Source organism: Microbacterium awajiense, assembly GCF_039536545.1.
GTDB lineage: Bacteria > Actinomycetota > Actinomycetes > Actinomycetales > Microbacteriaceae > Microbacterium > Microbacterium awajiense.
The window spans coordinates 1,059,678-1,074,834 of sequence record NZ_BAAAYU010000005.1 but is presented as its reverse complement, the minus strand read 5'-3'; the positions used below and the strand labels follow the sequence as shown (position 1 = coordinate 1,074,834).

Genomic DNA, 15,157 nt, shown 5'->3' with positions numbered 1-15,157 from the left:
TTCACAAATTCATGAAATCGGTGTAGCGTCAGGCTCCATGACCACCGTCGTTCAGACCCGCGACCTGCACAAGCACTACGGCAGCGTCCACGCCCTCGACGGCCTCGACCTCGCCGTCGACGCCGGCCAGATCCATGGCTTCCTCGGGCCCAACGGGGCGGGCAAGTCGACCGCGATCCGCATCCTGCTGGGTCTCGCCCGCAGCACGAGCGGCCAGGCGACCGTGTTCGGAATGCATCCGTGGAACGACGCGGTCGCCCTGCACCGTCGCATCGCCTCGGTGCCGGGCGACGTGAGCGTCTGGCCCAACCTGTCCGGCGGCGAGGCGATCGACTTCCTCGCCCGCCTGCGCGGCGCCGATACGACGTCGTCGAACTACCGCGAAGAGCGCGCGCGACTGCTCGATGCGTTCGGGTTCGACCCGCGCAAGAAGGGTCGGGCCTACTCGAAGGGGAACCGTCAGAAGATCGCGCTCATCGCCGCGTTCGCCGTGCCCGCCGACCTGTACATCCTCGACGAGCCCACGAGCGGGCTCGACCCGCTCATGGAAGTCGTGTTCCAGCGCGAACTGCGGCGTGTCAGGGATGCCGGTGCCACCGTGCTGCTGTCGAGCCACATCCTCTCCGAGGTCGAGCAGGTGTGCGACCGGGTGAGCATCATCCGGGCGGGGCGGATCGTCGAGTCGGGAACGCTCGCCGACCTGCGCCACCTCACGCGCACCGAGGTCTCGTACGCCGTGAACGGCGAGGGGGCACCGACCGCGCTCCCCGGCGTGCACGACCTCGAGGTCACGGACGGACGCGCGCGCTTCACCATCGACAGCGACCAGATCGCGGGCATCCTGCCGGGTCTCGCCGCCCAGAACGTGCAGAGCCTGCGCGTGGCGCCGCCGTCGCTCGAGGAGCTCTTCTTGCGTCACTACGGCGACGACCTCACCGAGGGCGCGCCCATGCCCGCGGACGACGACGCAAACCGGCCGACGACGCGTCGGGCGGCACGGCGCACCGGGAGCCGGTCGTGATCACGCTGCTCCGGCAGCGTCTGCGCCGCGACTGGCGCCAACTCGCGCTGTGGATCGCCGGCACGGCGCTGCTCGCCGCGATGGGCAACGTCGCCGTCGCCGACTCGTTCGGCACGCAGGAGGCCCGCGTCGGCCTGCTCGCGGCCGCGATCGGCAACCCCGTCATCCTGCTGTTCCGCGGGCTCCCCTCGGGCGCCGATCAGGATCAGGTCGTCATCTTCCTCATCCTGCCGGTGCTGATGTTCCTCGCCGCTCTCATGAGCACCTTCCTCGCCGTGCGCCACACGCGCGCCGAGGAGGAGCAGGGGCGCGCCGAGCTCGTCTCAGCCACTCCGGCATCCCGCACCTCCCCGCTCGTGGCGACGATCCTGCACGGCGTGCTCGCCGATGTCGTCCTCGCCGTGCTGGTGTCGCTCGCGTTCATCGCGTCGGGTCTCGATGCCGGCGGGTCGTTCCTCGCGGGACTCGCCGTCGGCGGCGTCGGTGTCGCGTTCCTCGGGGTCGCGCTGGTCGCGGGACAGATCATGCGCACCTCGCGCGGGGCGAACGGCCTGTCGGTATGGACGGTGACCGCCCTGTTCCTGGTGTGCGGGCTCGGCAACGCGCTCGGCACCCCGAGCGACGACCTGCAACGGATGGAGAGCTCGTGGCTGACATGGCTCTCGCCGTTCGGCTGGGCCGAGAACAGCCGGGCGTTCGACGAAGACAACTGGGCGCTGCTGCTGCCGCTGTTCGGGCTCGGCGCGGTGCTGGCCGGCGTCGCCGTGGCGCTGCAGTCGGTGCGCGATCTGGGCGAGGGGTTCGTCGCAGCGCGCCGCGGCCGCGCGACGGCGGGGTGGGTGCTCACGTCGCCGACGGGACTGGTGTGGCGGCTGACCCGAGGCGGCATCCTCGGCTGGACGATCGGCGGCCTGCTCGTCGGCGTGCTCGCGACCTCGCTGAGCGGTGTGATCGACGAGTTCACTGAGGAGAACCAGGCGATCCGCGACCTCATCGCGCAGATGACCGGCGGTGCCGACACCGCTTCGGCGACGGTGGCCGTGTTCTTCACGATGCTCGGAGTGCTCGCGGCGTGCTGCGCGGTGCAGATCGCCTGTCACGCCCGGCAGGAGGAGGCGCACGGCACGGCCGAGCCCGTGCTCTCCAGCCCGATCTCGCGCGTCCGGTGGCTGGCCGACTACGTGATCGTGGCGGCGCTCGGAATCGTGCTGGTGATCACCGGCGCCGTCGTCGGCGCGGCCGTGGGCATCGCCTCGCTGGGCGACGATTCCGGCCTCATGGGCGACGTGCTCGTCATGGGTGCCGGACAGGCGGCCGCGGCGGCCGTGTTCCTCGCGATCACCGCCCTCGTCTTCGTGCTGGCGCCGCGACTGACGATCGCGCTCGCCTGGAGCCTGGTGATGGTGGGCCTCATCCTCGGCCTGTTCGGACCGCTCTTCGGGTTCCCCCAGTGGCTGGTCGACCTGTCGCCGGTGGCGCAGGCGCCGACGGTGCTCGGCGGCGAGGTCGAGCTTCGCGGGCTGGGATGGCTGCTGGCGGTGAGCGTGCTGGGCGTCGGCGCGTCCCTCGTGCTCATGCGCCGCCGCGAGCTGGTGGCGACGAGCTGATGGTCGACGACGCGAGCGCGCCGATGCGACATCCGGGGATCGAACCGGCCGAGCAGGCGGCGGCGCTGCTGGCATCGTCGGGCATGCCGCGCATGCAGTCGCGCGTGCTCATGGCCCTGGTCGGTTCGCCCGACGACGGCTATACGGCGGCCGACCTCGCCGACCGCCTCGGCGTCTCGGCCGCGGCCGTGTCGGGGGCGGTGCGCAACCTGCAGGCGATGCGTCTCATCCAGCGGCTGTCACGGCCCGGCGACCGCCGCGACCGCTACGACCTGTCCGACGACGTCTGGAGCGGGGTGATCACGGCCAACGTGCCGCTGTACGCGCAGCTCGGCGCGCTCATGCACCGGATCGCGGATGAGAACACGGATGCCCCGGTGTCGACGGCGAGGGCACACGAGAGCGCCGCTTTCCTGTCATTCCTCGCCGAGCGGATGCCGCAGCTCGTCGCCGAGTGGGACGCCCGCGCCGACGGCGACGCTCAGGATCCGGACGCGTCGGTGGTGCCCTCGTAGAGTCCGATGGCGTTGCCGTCGGGGTCGATGATGACCGCCCACCAGCTCGTCGGCGAGATCTCGGACTTCTCGCGCGCGACCGTCGCGCCGGCCTCCTTCGCCTTCGCGACCGTCTCGTCGATCGAGTCGACCTCGACGTACGACCGCGGCTGAGTGAAGCCGTCGTCGCGCGGCGCCAACCCACCGCCCGAGATCTGGTTCGGCGCCTGCCACATCGGGTAGCCCTCGAACCCGGGCATCTCGGCGATCTGCCAGCCGAACAGGCCCGAATAGAACTCGGCCGCCTTCGCCATATCGGTGACCGGGATGTCGATGTGCGTGATGTCTCCGTGGGCCATGGCGCCCTCCTCGTCGTCGGTTCCCGCGTCTGCACTGAAACGGGGCGCCGCCAGTCTCGCGCGGGCCGCCGACACCGGCAAGGGGTGCGGCTTCTCGCTCAGCCCGCGACCGTGCCGTGGTGTTCGATCAGCGCCTCGAGCGCCGGTCGCTGACCCTTCACCAGCCGCGGCATCGCGGCATCCGGGGTCATCCACTCGACCCGGTCGACTTCGGGGAAGCTCTGCGCGCGACCGGATCGCGGCGGCCACTCCACCTCGAACTCGCCGAACGCCAGGTCATCGAGCGCGAGCGACGCCCCGTCGGCGACGAAGACGGTGACGCGCTTGCCCGACGAGTACGAGTAGGTGCCCAACTCGGCGTACGGCCCGTCGGGCGGGTCGACGCCGAGCTCCTCTCGGAATTCCCGGCGTGCGGCATCGAGCGCCGACTCGGCGTCGGGGTCGAACTCGCCCTTGGGCACCGACCAGGCGGCCTCGTCCTTCGCCGCCCAGAAGGGACCGCCCATGTGTGCCAGCAGCACCTCGAGCGCACCGTCCGGCGTCAGCCGGTACAGCAGGATGCCGGCGCTGTGGACGGGCACGGGGCGGTCGCTAGACGAGCCGCTTCGCGGGCGACGTGGTGTAGGTGTCCTCGGCGTCGTCCTCGACGACCCCCGACAGCGCGTCGTCGATCGCGGTCAGCACCTCGGCGTCGAGCACGACACCGGACGCCTTGACGTTGTCGGCGATCTGCTCGGGGCGCGAGGCTCCGACGAGGGCCGCGGCGACATTGTCGTTCTGCAGCACCCACGCGATCGACAGCTGCCCCATGGTGAGGCCCAGCTCGTCGGCAATCGGCTTGAGCTTCTGCACGGCCGTCAGGGTGTCGTCGTCGAGGAATCGCTGGATGAACTTCGCACCGCTCTTCTCGTCGGTCGCCCGCGACCCGGCCGGCATCGGCTGACCCGGCAGGTACTTGCCGGTCAGGACTCCCTGCGCCATCGGCGACCACACGATCTGCGAGATGCCCAGCGCCCGCGACGTCGGCACCACCTTGCCCTCGATCACGCGCCACAGCGCCGAGTACTGCGGCTGGTTCGACACGAGCTGGATGCCGAGGTCCTTGGCCAGCGCGTGGCCTTCGCGCAGCTGCTCTGCGGTCCACTCCGACACCCCGATGTAGAGCACCTTGCCCTGACGCACCAGGTCGGCGAACGCCTGCATCGTCTCTTCGAGCGGAGTCTCGTAGTCGAAGCGGTGCGCCTGGTAGAGGTCGACGTAGTCGGTGCGCAGGCGCATCAGCGACGCGTCGATCGACTCGCGGATGTGCTTGCGGCTCAGCCCGGTGTCGTTCGGACCCTTGGGACCGGTCGGGAAGTACACCTTGGTGAAGATCTCGAGCGACTCACGACGCTGACCGGAGAGCGCCTCACCCAGCACGCTCTCAGCGGCACCGTTCACGTAGACGTCGGCGGTGTCGAACGAGGTGATCCCGGCGTCGAGCGCCGCATGCACGGTCTTCACCGCCGCATCGTTCTCGACCTGCGACCCGTGGGTCACCCAGTTGCCGTACGTGATCTCCGAGACTTTGAGCCCGCTGTTGCCGAGGTAGCGATATCCGACCATTCCTCCAGGCTAGTGCGGCCCGGCGACCTCGGTCGCCGCCGCGGCGCGCTGGTCGTCCTCGGTGGCGACGAGCTGCCCGCACGCGCCGTCGATCTCCTTGCCGCGGGTGTCGCGGAGGGTGGTCGGGATGCCCTTGGCCTCGAGCCGACGCACGAACTCGTCCTGCACGGCACGGTCGGATGCCGTCCAGATCGACCCCGGGGTGGGGTTGAGCGGGATGGGGTTGACGTGCACCCACCCGCGGCCGCGTGCGTTGAGCTTGTCGCCCAGCAGGTCGGCCCGCCAGCCGTGGTCGTTCATGTCTTTGATGAGGGCGTACTCGATGGACACCCGACGGCCCGTCCGCTCGAAGTAGGCGCGGGCGGCGTCGAGGGCCTCCCCCACCTTCCACCGCGAGTTGACCGGGATCAGTTCGTCGCGCAGCTCGTCGTCAGGCGCGTGCAGCGACAGAGCGAACGTGACGGGGATGTCTTCGTCGGCGAGCTTGCGGATGGCCGGCACGAGGCCGACGGTCGAGACGGTGATGCCGCGCGCGCTCATGCCGATGCCGTGCGTCTTGTCGGTCATCACCCGCACCGCCTGCATGACGCGCGCGTAGTTGGCCAGCGGCTCGCCCATGCCCATGAAGACGATGTTGGTCACGCGCTCGCCGTCATGGCCGAGCCCCCGGGGATCGCCCAGGCCGCCCTCGGCGATCAGCCGATTGGCCCGCACCACCTGGTCGACGATCTCGGCCGCCGACATGTTGCGGGTGAGTCCGGCCTGTCCGGTGGCGCAGAACGGGCAGTTCATGCCGCATCCGGCCTGACTCGACACGCACAGGGTGATGCGGCCCGGGTAGCGCATGAGCACCGACTCGACGAGTGCGCCGTCGTGCAGCTTCCACAGGAACTTGATCGTGTCGCCGCGGTCGGTCTCGAGACGTCGCACCTCGGTGAGCAGCGGCGGCAGCATGCCGGCGACGAACTCGTCGCGACCGGTCGCCGGAAGATCGGTCATGAGCGCCGGGTCGCTGGTGTAGTGGGTGAAGTAATGCTTCTCGAGCTGCTTGGCGCGGAAGCCGGGCAGACCCAGCTCGACCACCCTCGCCACCCGCTCCTCGGGCTTCAGGTCGGCGAGGTGCACGGGGGGCTTGCCCCGCTTCGGGCTCGCGAATTGCAGCAGGGGCCGGCCGGCGGCATCCTTCTGCTGGGTCCAGCCCTCGGTCGCCGGACGCACCTGTGGCCGCTTGGGTTCCATGGACTCAGGGTAGGCGACGACGGGGCCTAGAGTCTGAGGATGGTCCCGATCGAGAATCTGCTGGCGTTCACGCTCGCGGCATTCGTGCTGATCGTCATCCCCGGGCCCAGTGTGCTCTTCACGATCGGCCGTTCGCTCGCGCTCGGCCGCCTCGGCGGTCTGCTGAGCGTGCTCGGCAACGCGCTGGGACTGCTGCCGATCATCGCCCTGGTCGCCGTGGGCGTGGGCGGCATCGTCGCCCGATCGGTCGTGCTGTTCACCGCGGTCAAGATCATCGGCGCCCTGTACCTCGCCTACCTCGGCGTACAGGCGATCCGTCACCGGCACCGGGCCGCCGACGCGGCCGCGAGCGCCGCGCTGCCGGCATCGCACTGGCGCCAGCTCGGCCAGGGCTTCCTCGTCGGAATCACCAATCCCAAGACCATCGCGTTCTTCGTCGCGGTGCTGCCGCAATTCGTCGACTTGTCGGCGGGAGCCGTACCGCTGCAGATGATGACGCTCGGACTGGTGTTCTTCGTGATCGCGCTGCTCTCGGACGGCGTCTGGGCGCTCGTCGCCGCGGCGGCGCGCTCGTGGTTCGGCCGATCCCCCCGTCGCCTCTCGACGCTGTCGGCGGTCGGCGGCGGCATGATGATCGGCCTCGGCGGAGTGCTGCTGCTCAGCCACTCCGAGCCGTAGTCCACGGGCCCGACGCGCTGTCGCAGGCCGGCAGCCGGGCGTACCGTGGAGAGGTGGATGCCGACGTCCGCGCCGAACTCGACGCGCTGCGGCGTCGGGCGTACGGACCCGACGCCGACATCCAGCGCGACCCCGAGGCGATGGCCCGCCTCGCGGTGCTCGAGCACGCGCTGCACCGGGATGCCCACGACCCGCCGGCATCGCCGGGTGACGGTCGGACACCGGATGCCGCGGACGCCCGTGCGCGGGCATCCGTCACCGCCGGTGACAGCGGTCGGGACCTGCCGGTCGCACGGAGGCGGAGCCGCCGGGGGTGGATGCTCGCGGGCGGTGCCGCAGTGGCCGCCGCCGTGGCCGTCATCGTCTCGATGACCGCGAACGCGCCCGCGTCCGACCCGGTGATCACGGCTCTGGACGGCCCGAGCAGCGGCGTGCACGAGGTGTCGGCGCGGCAGGCGTATTCGCTCGCGCGCGACTTCGAGACCACGGTGCTGCTGCGCATCCCGCTCGACGGTTCGTTCGGTAACTACATCGATCTGCCGCTCTCGCCGAGTGTGCCGGAGTTCCCCGCCAGCGGACCGCTGAGCTGGGCTTCGCCGTTGGGCACGTACTACGGGTGGGAGCTGTGGATCGGCGGTGCGAAGGGTGCGCTGCAGAACGAGCACTGCATCCTCGCGCGCCGCGACGCCCAGGCCATCGGCAGGTGCGTGCCCGCGACATTGCGCGCCCAGAGCGCGCTGGTCGTGCCGCTCTCGTACGCCGACGTCGTCGCGTCCGAACGACCCGAAGGCCTCGAACCGACCACGCGGATCGGGTTCTGGTGGTATCAGGATCGCGAGGTGACGGTGCTGCTCGGGGCCGAGATCCCCGAGCCGTGACCGTCCCGGCGGCTCAGAGGAAGATGTCGGGGAACAGCTGGTCGTCGGGGGTGCCCGGCGTCGCGGCATAGCCCGACAGGTCGGTCACGCCCGCCTCGGCCAGCACATCCTCGACGATGAGCGACCGCCCGGTGTACTCGCGCGAGGGCTTGAGCAGCACCTCGTAGGCGGCATCCGCGTAGATCTCGGGCGTGCGGCTGACCTTCATCATCCGGTCGCCGCCGAGCGCGAACTGCACGGCCGCGGTCGCGATCGTCGTCGCCGGCCACAGGGTGTTGGCGGCGATGCCGTCGCGTGCGAACTCGGCGGCCATGCCGAGCGTCACCATCGACATGCCGTACTTCGCGAGCGTGTAGCCGGTGTGGGCGCCGAGCCACTTCGGCGTGATGTTGAGGGGCGGCGAGAGCGACAGGATGTGCGGGTTCGCAGCATCCTTCAGCATCGGGATCGCCGCGCGCGAGAGCATGAACGTGCCGCGCACGTTGATGTCCTGCATGAGGTCGTACTTCTTGGCGTCGAGGTCGAGCGAGCGCGACAGGTCGATGGCGCTCGCGTTGTTGACGACGATGTCGATGCCGCCGAACTCGCCCTGCGTGGTGAGCACCGCCTCGGTGATGTCGTCGTCGTTGCGCACGTCGCCGACGATGGGCAGCGCCCGACCGCCCGCCGCGCGGATCTGCTCCGCAGCCGTGTGCACGGTGCCCTCGAGCTTGGGATGCGGGGTGTCGGTCTTCGCGAGGATCGCGACGTTGGCGCCGTCGCGCGCGGCGCGCAGCGCGATCGCGAGGCCGATGCCGCGGCTGCCGCCCGACATCAGGATGGTCTTTCCGGCCAGGGTGCTCTCGGTCATCCTCGTGCTCTCTTCTGGTGTGCGTGTGGGCGGGGGCTGGTCAGCGGGCGGAACGGGCGGCGAAGGCGGCGATGCGGGCCCGTGCGTCGGGGGTGTCGAAGGCCGCGCCGATCGAGCGCGCCTCCTCGGCGAGCTGCTCGGCGAACGACCGCTCGGGCTGAGAGCGCACCAGGCGCTTGGCCTGCCCGTAGGCGCCGTGCGCGCCGGACAGCCAGAAGCGGGCGATCTCCTCGGCGCGGGCCTTCACGCGGTCGGCCGGCACGACCTCGGCGACGAGTCCCCAGTCGAGGGCCTCCTGCGCGGTGAGCAGGCGGTCTTGCAGCACGAGCTGCAGCGCACGGCGCTGGCCGACCGCGCGGGCCAGCTGCGCCGACACCGACAGGTCGGGGGTCAGACCGATGTTGGCGTACAGACTGCCCACACGCGAGTCCTCGCCGATGATCGCGTAGTCGCTCACCATGAGGATGCCGAGCCCGCCACCCGCCGTGGTGCCGTGCGCGGCCGCCACCACCGGGACCGACGACTCGGTGAGGGCGCGGATGCCCTCGTTGATCACGCCGGCGAGTTCGCGGATCGCCGCGCCCGACTCGATGCCGGCCGTGGCCATCGCCACGACGTCGCCGCCGGCGCAGAAGGCGGGGCCGTTGCCCTCGAGCAGGATCGCGCCGACGTCGTCGCGATCCACGGCCGCGGTCGCGGCATCCCGCCACGCCACCGCCATCTCGGGATCGAACGCGTTGAGCCGGGTCGGGCGGTTCAGGGTCAGCCGGGCCAGTCCGTCGTCGACGGACAGCAGCAGTGCCTCGGACATGCGGTGCTCCTCTACTTCGGTGCCATGCGGATCGCGCCGTCGAGGCGGATGGTCTCGCCGTTGAGGTATCCGTTCGCGACGATGTGCGCGACGAGGTCGGCGTACTCGTCGGGGCGGCCCAGCCGTGCGGGGTAGGGCACCTGCTCGCCGAGCGAGTCCTGCGCGGCCTGCGGCAGGCCGGCCAGCATGGGTGTCTGCATGATGCCCGGGGCGATCGTGACGACCCGGATGCCGTAGCGCGCCAGCTCACGCGCGATCGGCAGCGTCATCGCGTGCACGCCGCCCTTCGACGCCGAGTAGGCGGGCTGGCCGATCTGACCATCGAACGCCGCGACGCTGGCGGTGTTGACGATGACGCCGCGGTCGCCGCTGTCGGTGGGCGCGGTCTTGGCGATCGCGGCGGATGCCTGGGCGATCACGTTGAAGGTGCCGACGAGGTTGATGCGGATGATGCGCTCGAAGTCGGCGAGCGACGCCGGGTTGCCGTCGCGGTCGAGCACCTTGGCGGGCGGGGCGATGCCGGCGCAGTTGACGACGACGCGCAGCGGACCCGCGGCGGATGCCACCTCGACGGCCGCCGCGACCTGCTCGGGGTCGGTGACGTCGGCGGGGGCGAAGGTGCCGCCCAGCCGGTCGGCGACCTCGGCTCCGGGAGACGAGGGCAGATCGACGATCGTGACGGCCGCGCCTCCCGCGGCGAGGCGCTGTGCGGTGGCGAGGCCGAGTCCGCTCGCACCGCCGGTGACCAGGGCCGAAGCGCCCGAGAGCTCCATGCGTTCTCCTTCGAACAGTCGGGATCGAATCCCACTCTAGGTGACACCGCGTCCCACGACGCGCATCCCGCGTCCAGGCTAGCCTTCCGCGCGACGCCGCCGCGAGCGCACGCCCGTCGACATGTTCCGCGCAACGTGGCTACTCGCGACCCGGGCGGCGCTACAGCGCGAAGACGAACGTCCAGGTGCCGGCCCACACGGCGGCGGTGACGGATGCCGCGGCGATGCCGACCGCGACCGCGACCAGCGCGGCATCCCGCGCGTGCAGTCGAGACGGCCGCGCCCAGGTGCGCTCGATCGGGGCGCCGAACGCGCGCGCCTCCATGGCGGTCGCCAGCTTGGTCCCCCGTCGGATGGCCAGCACGAACAGCGCGAACGTCTGCCCGAGGAAGCGCCGCAGGCGCCCGGTGTCGGCGATCCCCCGCGCGCGGCGGGCGAGCGCGAGTTCGCGCCAGTCGTCGATGAGCAGACCCACCAGGCGCAGTCCGGCGAGGGCACCCAGCACGAACCGCGCGGGCAGCTTCGCGAGCTGCGCGAGCGAGTCGGCGAGATCGGTCGGGTCGGTCGTCGCGAACAGCACGATGCTGGGCACCGCGATCGCCAGCACGCGCAGCACGATCGCGGCGGCGAGGGCGATCGACCCGTCGCTGATGCGCAACACACCCCACTCGAGGTAGATCTCGCCGCTGGGTCGCCCGTACAGCACGGTCGCGGCGCCGGCGATGAGCGCGGCGATCACGATCGGCCACAGGCGCAGCCACAGCTGCCGGGGGTCGAGCCGCGCGAACGGCAGCACGAGCAGCGTGAGAACGAGGCTGACACCCGCCGAGACGGGATCGATCGACAGCAGCAGCGTCACCGAGATGACCAGCGTCGCGGCGAGCTTCGCGAGCGCGTTGGTGCGCCCGAGCACGCTGTGACGGGCATCGATCGTCACGAGGCTCACGGCGCCCCCACCGCGTACCGGTCGTCGGCGACGGCATCGACGAGCCCGAGGTCGTGCGTCACGAACACGACCGCCGACCCCTCGTCGCGCAGGCGTGCCAGCAGGTCGGCCAGTTCGCGCCAGGTGCGGGCATCCTGCCCGTACGTCGGCTCGTCGAGCACCAGCATCCGAGGCCTGGTCGCGAGCGCCGCCGCGACGGTGAGCCGCCGCTTCTCGCCCCCCGACAGCGTGAACGGGTTGACGGCGGCCAGCCGCGACAGCCGCAGCCGCTCGAGCAGCGGCGAGACGCGCCGGTCGATCTCGGCCGGCTCGAGGCCGAGCGCCCGCAGGCCGACCTCGAGCTCGGCGCGCACGGTCGTCGACAGCAGCTGGTGCTCGGGCGCCTGGAACACCATGCCGATGCGCGTGAGCAGTTCGCGCGACGACCATGCGGCCGGATCGACTCCCCGTGCGCTCCCGGCCAGCTCGGCCGACGCGATGAGGTCTCCCTCGACCCGCGGCAGCAGACCCGCCATCGTCAGGGCGAGCGTCGACTTGCCGGCACCGTTCGGCCCCGTGATGCCGAGCGCGCGACCGGCGGCGACATCGAGGTCGATGCCGGATGCCGCGATCGTCGGCTCACGTGCGCCGAATCGGCGCCGACCGACGGCGAGCCCCCGCACCCGCAGCAGCGGGTCGCCCGCCCCCGCGGCACCCGAACGCGCGATCTCAGGACGGATGCCCGGAACCCATACGCCGGCATCCGTCAGCGCGCGCTCGTGCGCGGCGAACACGGCCTCGGGCGCGCCGTCGGCGAGCACACCCCCGCCCTCGGCGAGCACGATCACCCGGTCGACGTGGTCGACCCACGCATCCACGCGGTGCTCGACGACGACGAGGGTCGAGTCCGCGGTCGCGCGCACCACGGCGTCGCGCACCTCGACCACGCCTGCCGGGTCGAGATTCGCGGTCGGCTCGTCGAGCAGCAGCAGGCCGGGCTGCATCGCGAGGGCTCCCGCGAGCGCGAGCCGCTGCTTCTGCCCGCCCGACAGCGCCGCAGTCGAGTGATCGCGCGGCAGGTCGAGTCCGACGGCTTCGAGCGAAGCATCCACCCGGCGCCAGATCTCGTCGCGTGGCACGCCCAGGTTCTCGCAGCCGAACGCGACATCGTCGCCGACGCGCGCGAGCACGACCTGGGCGTCGGGATCCTGCAGCACGAGACCGACGCGACCCCGCGCCGCGCCGGCGGGACGACCGTCGACGGTCAGCTCGCCGGCATCCTCACCGTCTTCGGCGTCGCCGAGGATGCCCGCGAGCCCGCGCAGCAGCGTGCTCTTGCCCGAGCCGCTCGCGCCGAGCAGCAGCACCTTCTCACCCGGCTCGATCACGAGATCGAGGTCGGAGACCGCCCAGCGCCGGCGGCCGGCGTGACGCCAGCCCCATCCGCGCGCGACCGCGCGCGCCGGGGCGGCGGAACCCGTCACGCGGCGTCGGGATCGTCCGGCTCGGCTGCACGCGCGGCGCGGCCCGAGGCGAATCGATCGAGCGCGCCGGTGGCCGCGAGGGCGCGCGTGATCAGCCACGAGCCGATGCCCGCGATCACGATGCCCGAGACGATCGCCGAGACGAAGTAGACGGCGCGCACCTCGAACGACAGCGCGGCGATCGACGTGAACGTGGTGTCGAGAAGGCCCACGGCGATGCCGGCGAGCGCGCCCGAGGTCATCGCGGCGACCAGGCGCCAGTTCACGTACAGGAACAGCGCGAAGCCGAGCTCGGCGGCGGCGCCCTGGACGAGACCCCAGATCAGCGTCGTGAAGCCCCATTGGGTGCCGATCGCCATCGAGACGACCGCGGCGACCACCTCGGCGTAGAGCGCTGCTCCCGGCTTGCGGATGATGAGTCCGCCGAGCACGCCGGCGAACAGCCAGCCGCCCGCGAGCAGGCCCGACAGTCCGGGCGTGAACGCGAGCGCTGCGTCGAGCGCCGGCCAGGCCAGTCCCCACAGCCAGAAGACGACGCCCGCGGCGACGCCGATGACGCTGGCGACGACGATGTCGACGACCCGCCAGCGCATGTTGCGCGGGGGTCGCGCGGTATCCGTCGATGCGGATGCGGATGCGGATGCGGAACTGTGCATTGTTTCTCCTCCCTGCGCCGGCATGATCCGGATCAGGTTCGACGGTCGAAGCGTGGATCGCTTCCTCTCAGCCCGGCTCACCGGACTCCCGTGGTTGTGCCGATGAGTATACCGGCGCGCGGGCACGGTACTTTGGCCTGATGCGGATGGGAGACGGGCCGGGCATGACGCGTCGCGCCCGGCGCGCGGCGTCGACCGATGACTTCGGCACGGCGACCGCCGAGGGCGCACCGCCCGTCGAAGCGCCGGACGCCGCCGCCGAGGTCGGCCTCGACGAGATCGAGTCCGCCACGGGAGTGCGCACCGTCGAAGAAGCGGACGCCGGCACCGGGACCGCGGATGACGATGGCGCCGACGCCGGGACGGATCCGGCCGATCCGGACGACGGGTCGCCCGCTGACGACGAGGGCGTCCGCGTCGCCGAGCCGGCGCCGGTGACAGCCGCGCTCGCGTGGCTCGACGAGTCGACGCTCACGTCGCCGATCCGCACCGCTCCGTCCGCGGCCGACACCGGGTACGAGCCCGCGAGCGCCGACCTGCTCGCCGACCCGCCGCGTCGCTCGCCCTGGCGTGCCTCGGTGCTCGTACCGATCGCCTCGGTGCTGCTGGTCGTCGCCGCGTATGCGGTGACCACCCTGCTGTGGCCGTTGCACGCGATCGCACCGACCGTCGCCGCCGTCCCGGTGCAGCCGATCGCCGCGCCCGCGGCGACGCCCGCCTGGCCCGCCCAGGGGAGCGCGGCGATCTCGGTGGGCGGCATCCCGGGTACGGCCGCGACCACGCTGGACGCATCGTCGATCGCGAGCATCACCAAGGTGGTCACGGCCCTCGCCGTACTCGACGAGATGCCCCTCGAGCCCGGCGAGCAGGGCCTCGAGTTCCGCTTCGGCTACGCCGACACCGTCGACTACTGGAATTACCTCGCGAGAGGTGAATCCGCTCTGGACGTGCCGTCGGGCGGCGTGCTGACCGAGTACCAGCTGCTCGAGGGCATGCTCGTCGGCTCGGCGAACAACTACGCCGACCGGCTCGCCGGCAATCTCTGGCCGACCGACGCGGTCTACGCCGATGCCGCGAACGACTGGCTGCGCCGACACGGCGTGCCCGGGGTGACGGTCGTCGAGCCGACCGGGATCGACCCGGGCAACATCGCCGACCCGGCCGCTCTCATCCCCCTCGCGCAGCGTGCGCTCGCCAACCCCGTCATCGCCGAGATCGTGGCGAAGCAGGTCGTCGAGCTGCCCGGCGCGGGGCTGGTCGAGAACACCAACGGCCTGCTCGCCGACGACGGCGTCGTCGGCATCAAGACCGGAACGCTCAACACCTACGAACTGCTGTCGGCGAAGGACATCGTCGTCGGTGAGACGCCCGTACGGCTGTATGCGGCGGTCATGGGACAGCCCGACGACGAAGCGCGACTGGATGCGTCACGAGCGCTGTACGACCAGCTCGAGGCCGAGCTGCAGCTGGTGCCGTCCGTGACGGCGGGCACCACGGCCGGAATGGTCGACACCGCGTGGGGCGAACAGGTCGCGATCGTCACCGCGGCGGACGCCGCGGTCATCCTCTGGAACGGCGGCAGCGGCACCGTCACGACGACGTACGCGCTCGGCGACAACCGCGATGCCGGTGACGAGGTGGGCACCCTGTCGGTCCGCGGCCCGCTCGACGACATGACGGTCGAGCTGCGACTGGCCGCCGACATCGAGGGCCCGAGCGCCTGGTGGCGCCTGACCCACCCGCTCGAGCTCTTCGGCCTCGCCGGCTGAGCGGCCTC

16 protein-coding genes and 1 riboswitch are annotated in these 15,157 nt (G+C 71.6%); of the genes, 6 read left to right on the top strand and 10 right to left on the bottom strand.

Annotation, left to right across the window (positions count from 1 at the left end; genetic code table 11):
- The first annotated feature begins 37 nt into the window (after positions 1 to 37).
- The 3 genes from ABD663_RS11790 to ABD663_RS11780 are packed head-to-tail and all read left to right on the top strand — an operon-like array spanning position 38 to position 3,143.
- Positions 38 to 1,021 (top strand): ABC transporter ATP-binding protein, encoded by a 984-nt coding sequence (locus ABD663_RS11790; protein ID WP_344738750.1) that lies wholly within the window; start codon positions 38 to 40, stop codon positions 1,019 to 1,021.
- The gene (locus ABD663_RS11785) at positions 1,018 to 2,628 is read left to right on the top strand and encodes an ABC transporter permease (protein ID WP_344738748.1); all 1,611 of its coding nucleotides are present in this window, start codon (positions 1,018 to 1,020) and stop codon (positions 2,626 to 2,628) included. The genes ABD663_RS11790 and ABD663_RS11785 overlap by 4 nt, the downstream gene beginning before the upstream one ends.
- Positions 2,628 to 3,143: a GbsR/MarR family transcriptional regulator gene (locus ABD663_RS11780; protein WP_344738746.1), complete on the top strand. Its 516-nt coding sequence runs from the start codon at positions 2,628 to 2,630 to the stop codon at positions 3,141 to 3,143. Before ABD663_RS11785 ends, ABD663_RS11780 begins: the two co-directional genes overlap by 1 nt.
- On the opposite strand, the gene ABD663_RS11775 is transcribed toward ABD663_RS11780, so the two are convergent.
- The 4 genes from ABD663_RS11775 to rlmN all read right to left on the bottom strand — a co-directional run bounded on the left by ABD663_RS11775 (position 3,110) and on the right by rlmN (position 6,325).
- Positions 3,110 to 3,481: a VOC family protein gene (locus ABD663_RS11775; protein ID WP_344738744.1), complete on the bottom strand. Its 372-nt coding sequence runs from the start codon at positions 3,479 to 3,481 to the stop codon at positions 3,110 to 3,112. The genes ABD663_RS11780 and ABD663_RS11775 overlap by 34 nt on opposite strands.
- Before the next feature lie 98 nt (positions 3,482 to 3,579).
- Positions 3,580 to 4,062 carry an NUDIX hydrolase gene (locus ABD663_RS11770; RefSeq protein ID WP_344738742.1) on the bottom strand — a complete coding sequence of 161 codons (483 nt, stop codon included), beginning with the start codon at positions 4,060 to 4,062 and terminating at the stop codon, positions 3,580 to 3,582.
- Between the two features lie 10 nt (positions 4,063 to 4,072).
- On the bottom strand, positions 4,073 to 5,086 hold the full coding sequence (locus ABD663_RS11765; RefSeq protein ID WP_344738740.1) for an aldo/keto reductase family protein: 1,014 nt from the start codon (positions 5,084 to 5,086) through the stop codon (positions 4,073 to 4,075).
- Between the two features lie 9 nt (positions 5,087 to 5,095).
- Positions 5,096 to 6,325 carry a dual-specificity RNA methyltransferase RlmN gene (gene rlmN / locus ABD663_RS11760; RefSeq protein WP_344738738.1) on the bottom strand — a complete coding sequence of 410 codons (1,230 nt, stop codon included), beginning with the start codon at positions 6,323 to 6,325 and terminating at the stop codon, positions 5,096 to 5,098.
- A gap of 39 nt (positions 6,326 to 6,364) precedes the next feature.
- On the opposite strand from rlmN, the gene ABD663_RS11755 reads away from it, so the two are divergent.
- Together ABD663_RS11755 and ABD663_RS11750 are read left to right on the top strand one after the other, a co-directional pair.
- Positions 6,365 to 7,003: a LysE family translocator gene (locus tag ABD663_RS11755; RefSeq protein WP_344738736.1), complete on the top strand. Its 639-nt coding sequence runs from the start codon at positions 6,365 to 6,367 to the stop codon at positions 7,001 to 7,003.
- 53 nt (positions 7,004 to 7,056) lie between these two features.
- On the top strand, positions 7,057 to 7,881 hold the full coding sequence (locus ABD663_RS11750; protein WP_344738734.1) for a hypothetical protein: 825 nt from the start codon (positions 7,057 to 7,059) through the stop codon (positions 7,879 to 7,881).
- Between the two features lie 13 nt (positions 7,882 to 7,894).
- Here ABD663_RS11750 and ABD663_RS11745 read toward each other — a convergent pair whose 3' ends face one another.
- The 6 genes from ABD663_RS11745 to ABD663_RS11720 all read right to left on the bottom strand — a co-directional run bounded on the left by ABD663_RS11745 (position 7,895) and on the right by ABD663_RS11720 (position 13,380).
- Positions 7,895 to 8,731 carry an SDR family oxidoreductase gene (locus ABD663_RS11745; RefSeq protein WP_344738732.1) on the bottom strand — a complete coding sequence of 279 codons (837 nt, stop codon included), beginning with the start codon at positions 8,729 to 8,731 and terminating at the stop codon, positions 7,895 to 7,897.
- Positions 8,732 to 8,771: 40 nt separating this feature from the next.
- Positions 8,772 to 9,542: an enoyl-CoA hydratase/isomerase family protein gene (locus ABD663_RS11740; RefSeq protein ID WP_344738730.1), complete on the bottom strand. Its 771-nt coding sequence runs from the start codon at positions 9,540 to 9,542 to the stop codon at positions 8,772 to 8,774.
- An 11-nt stretch (positions 9,543 to 9,553) separates the two neighbouring features.
- Positions 9,554 to 10,315: an SDR family NAD(P)-dependent oxidoreductase gene (locus ABD663_RS11735; RefSeq protein ID WP_344738728.1), complete on the bottom strand. Its 762-nt coding sequence runs from the start codon at positions 10,313 to 10,315 to the stop codon at positions 9,554 to 9,556.
- Between the two features lie 160 nt (positions 10,316 to 10,475).
- Positions 10,476 to 11,261: an energy-coupling factor transporter transmembrane component T family protein gene (locus ABD663_RS11730; RefSeq protein ID WP_344738726.1), complete on the bottom strand. Its 786-nt coding sequence runs from the start codon at positions 11,259 to 11,261 to the stop codon at positions 10,476 to 10,478.
- On the bottom strand, positions 11,258 to 12,724 hold the full coding sequence (locus ABD663_RS11725; protein WP_344738724.1) for an ABC transporter ATP-binding protein: 1,467 nt from the start codon (positions 12,722 to 12,724) through the stop codon (positions 11,258 to 11,260). Before ABD663_RS11725 ends, ABD663_RS11730 begins: the two co-directional genes overlap by 4 nt.
- Positions 12,721 to 13,380, bottom strand: a complete 660-nt coding sequence (locus tag ABD663_RS11720; RefSeq protein WP_344738722.1) for an ECF transporter S component — start codon at positions 13,378 to 13,380, stop codon at positions 12,721 to 12,723. The genes ABD663_RS11725 and ABD663_RS11720 overlap by 4 nt, the downstream gene beginning before the upstream one ends.
- Positions 13,373 to 13,482: riboswitch (TPP riboswitch) on the bottom strand. (Overlaps the previous gene by 8 nt.)
- 62 nt (positions 13,483 to 13,544) lie before the next feature.
- On the opposite strand from ABD663_RS11720, the gene ABD663_RS11715 reads away from it, so the two are divergent.
- Positions 13,545 to 15,149 (top strand): D-alanyl-D-alanine carboxypeptidase family protein, encoded by a 1,605-nt coding sequence (locus ABD663_RS11715; protein WP_344738720.1) that lies wholly within the window; start codon positions 13,545 to 13,547, stop codon positions 15,147 to 15,149.
- Positions 15,150 to 15,157: the final 8 nt, after the last annotated feature.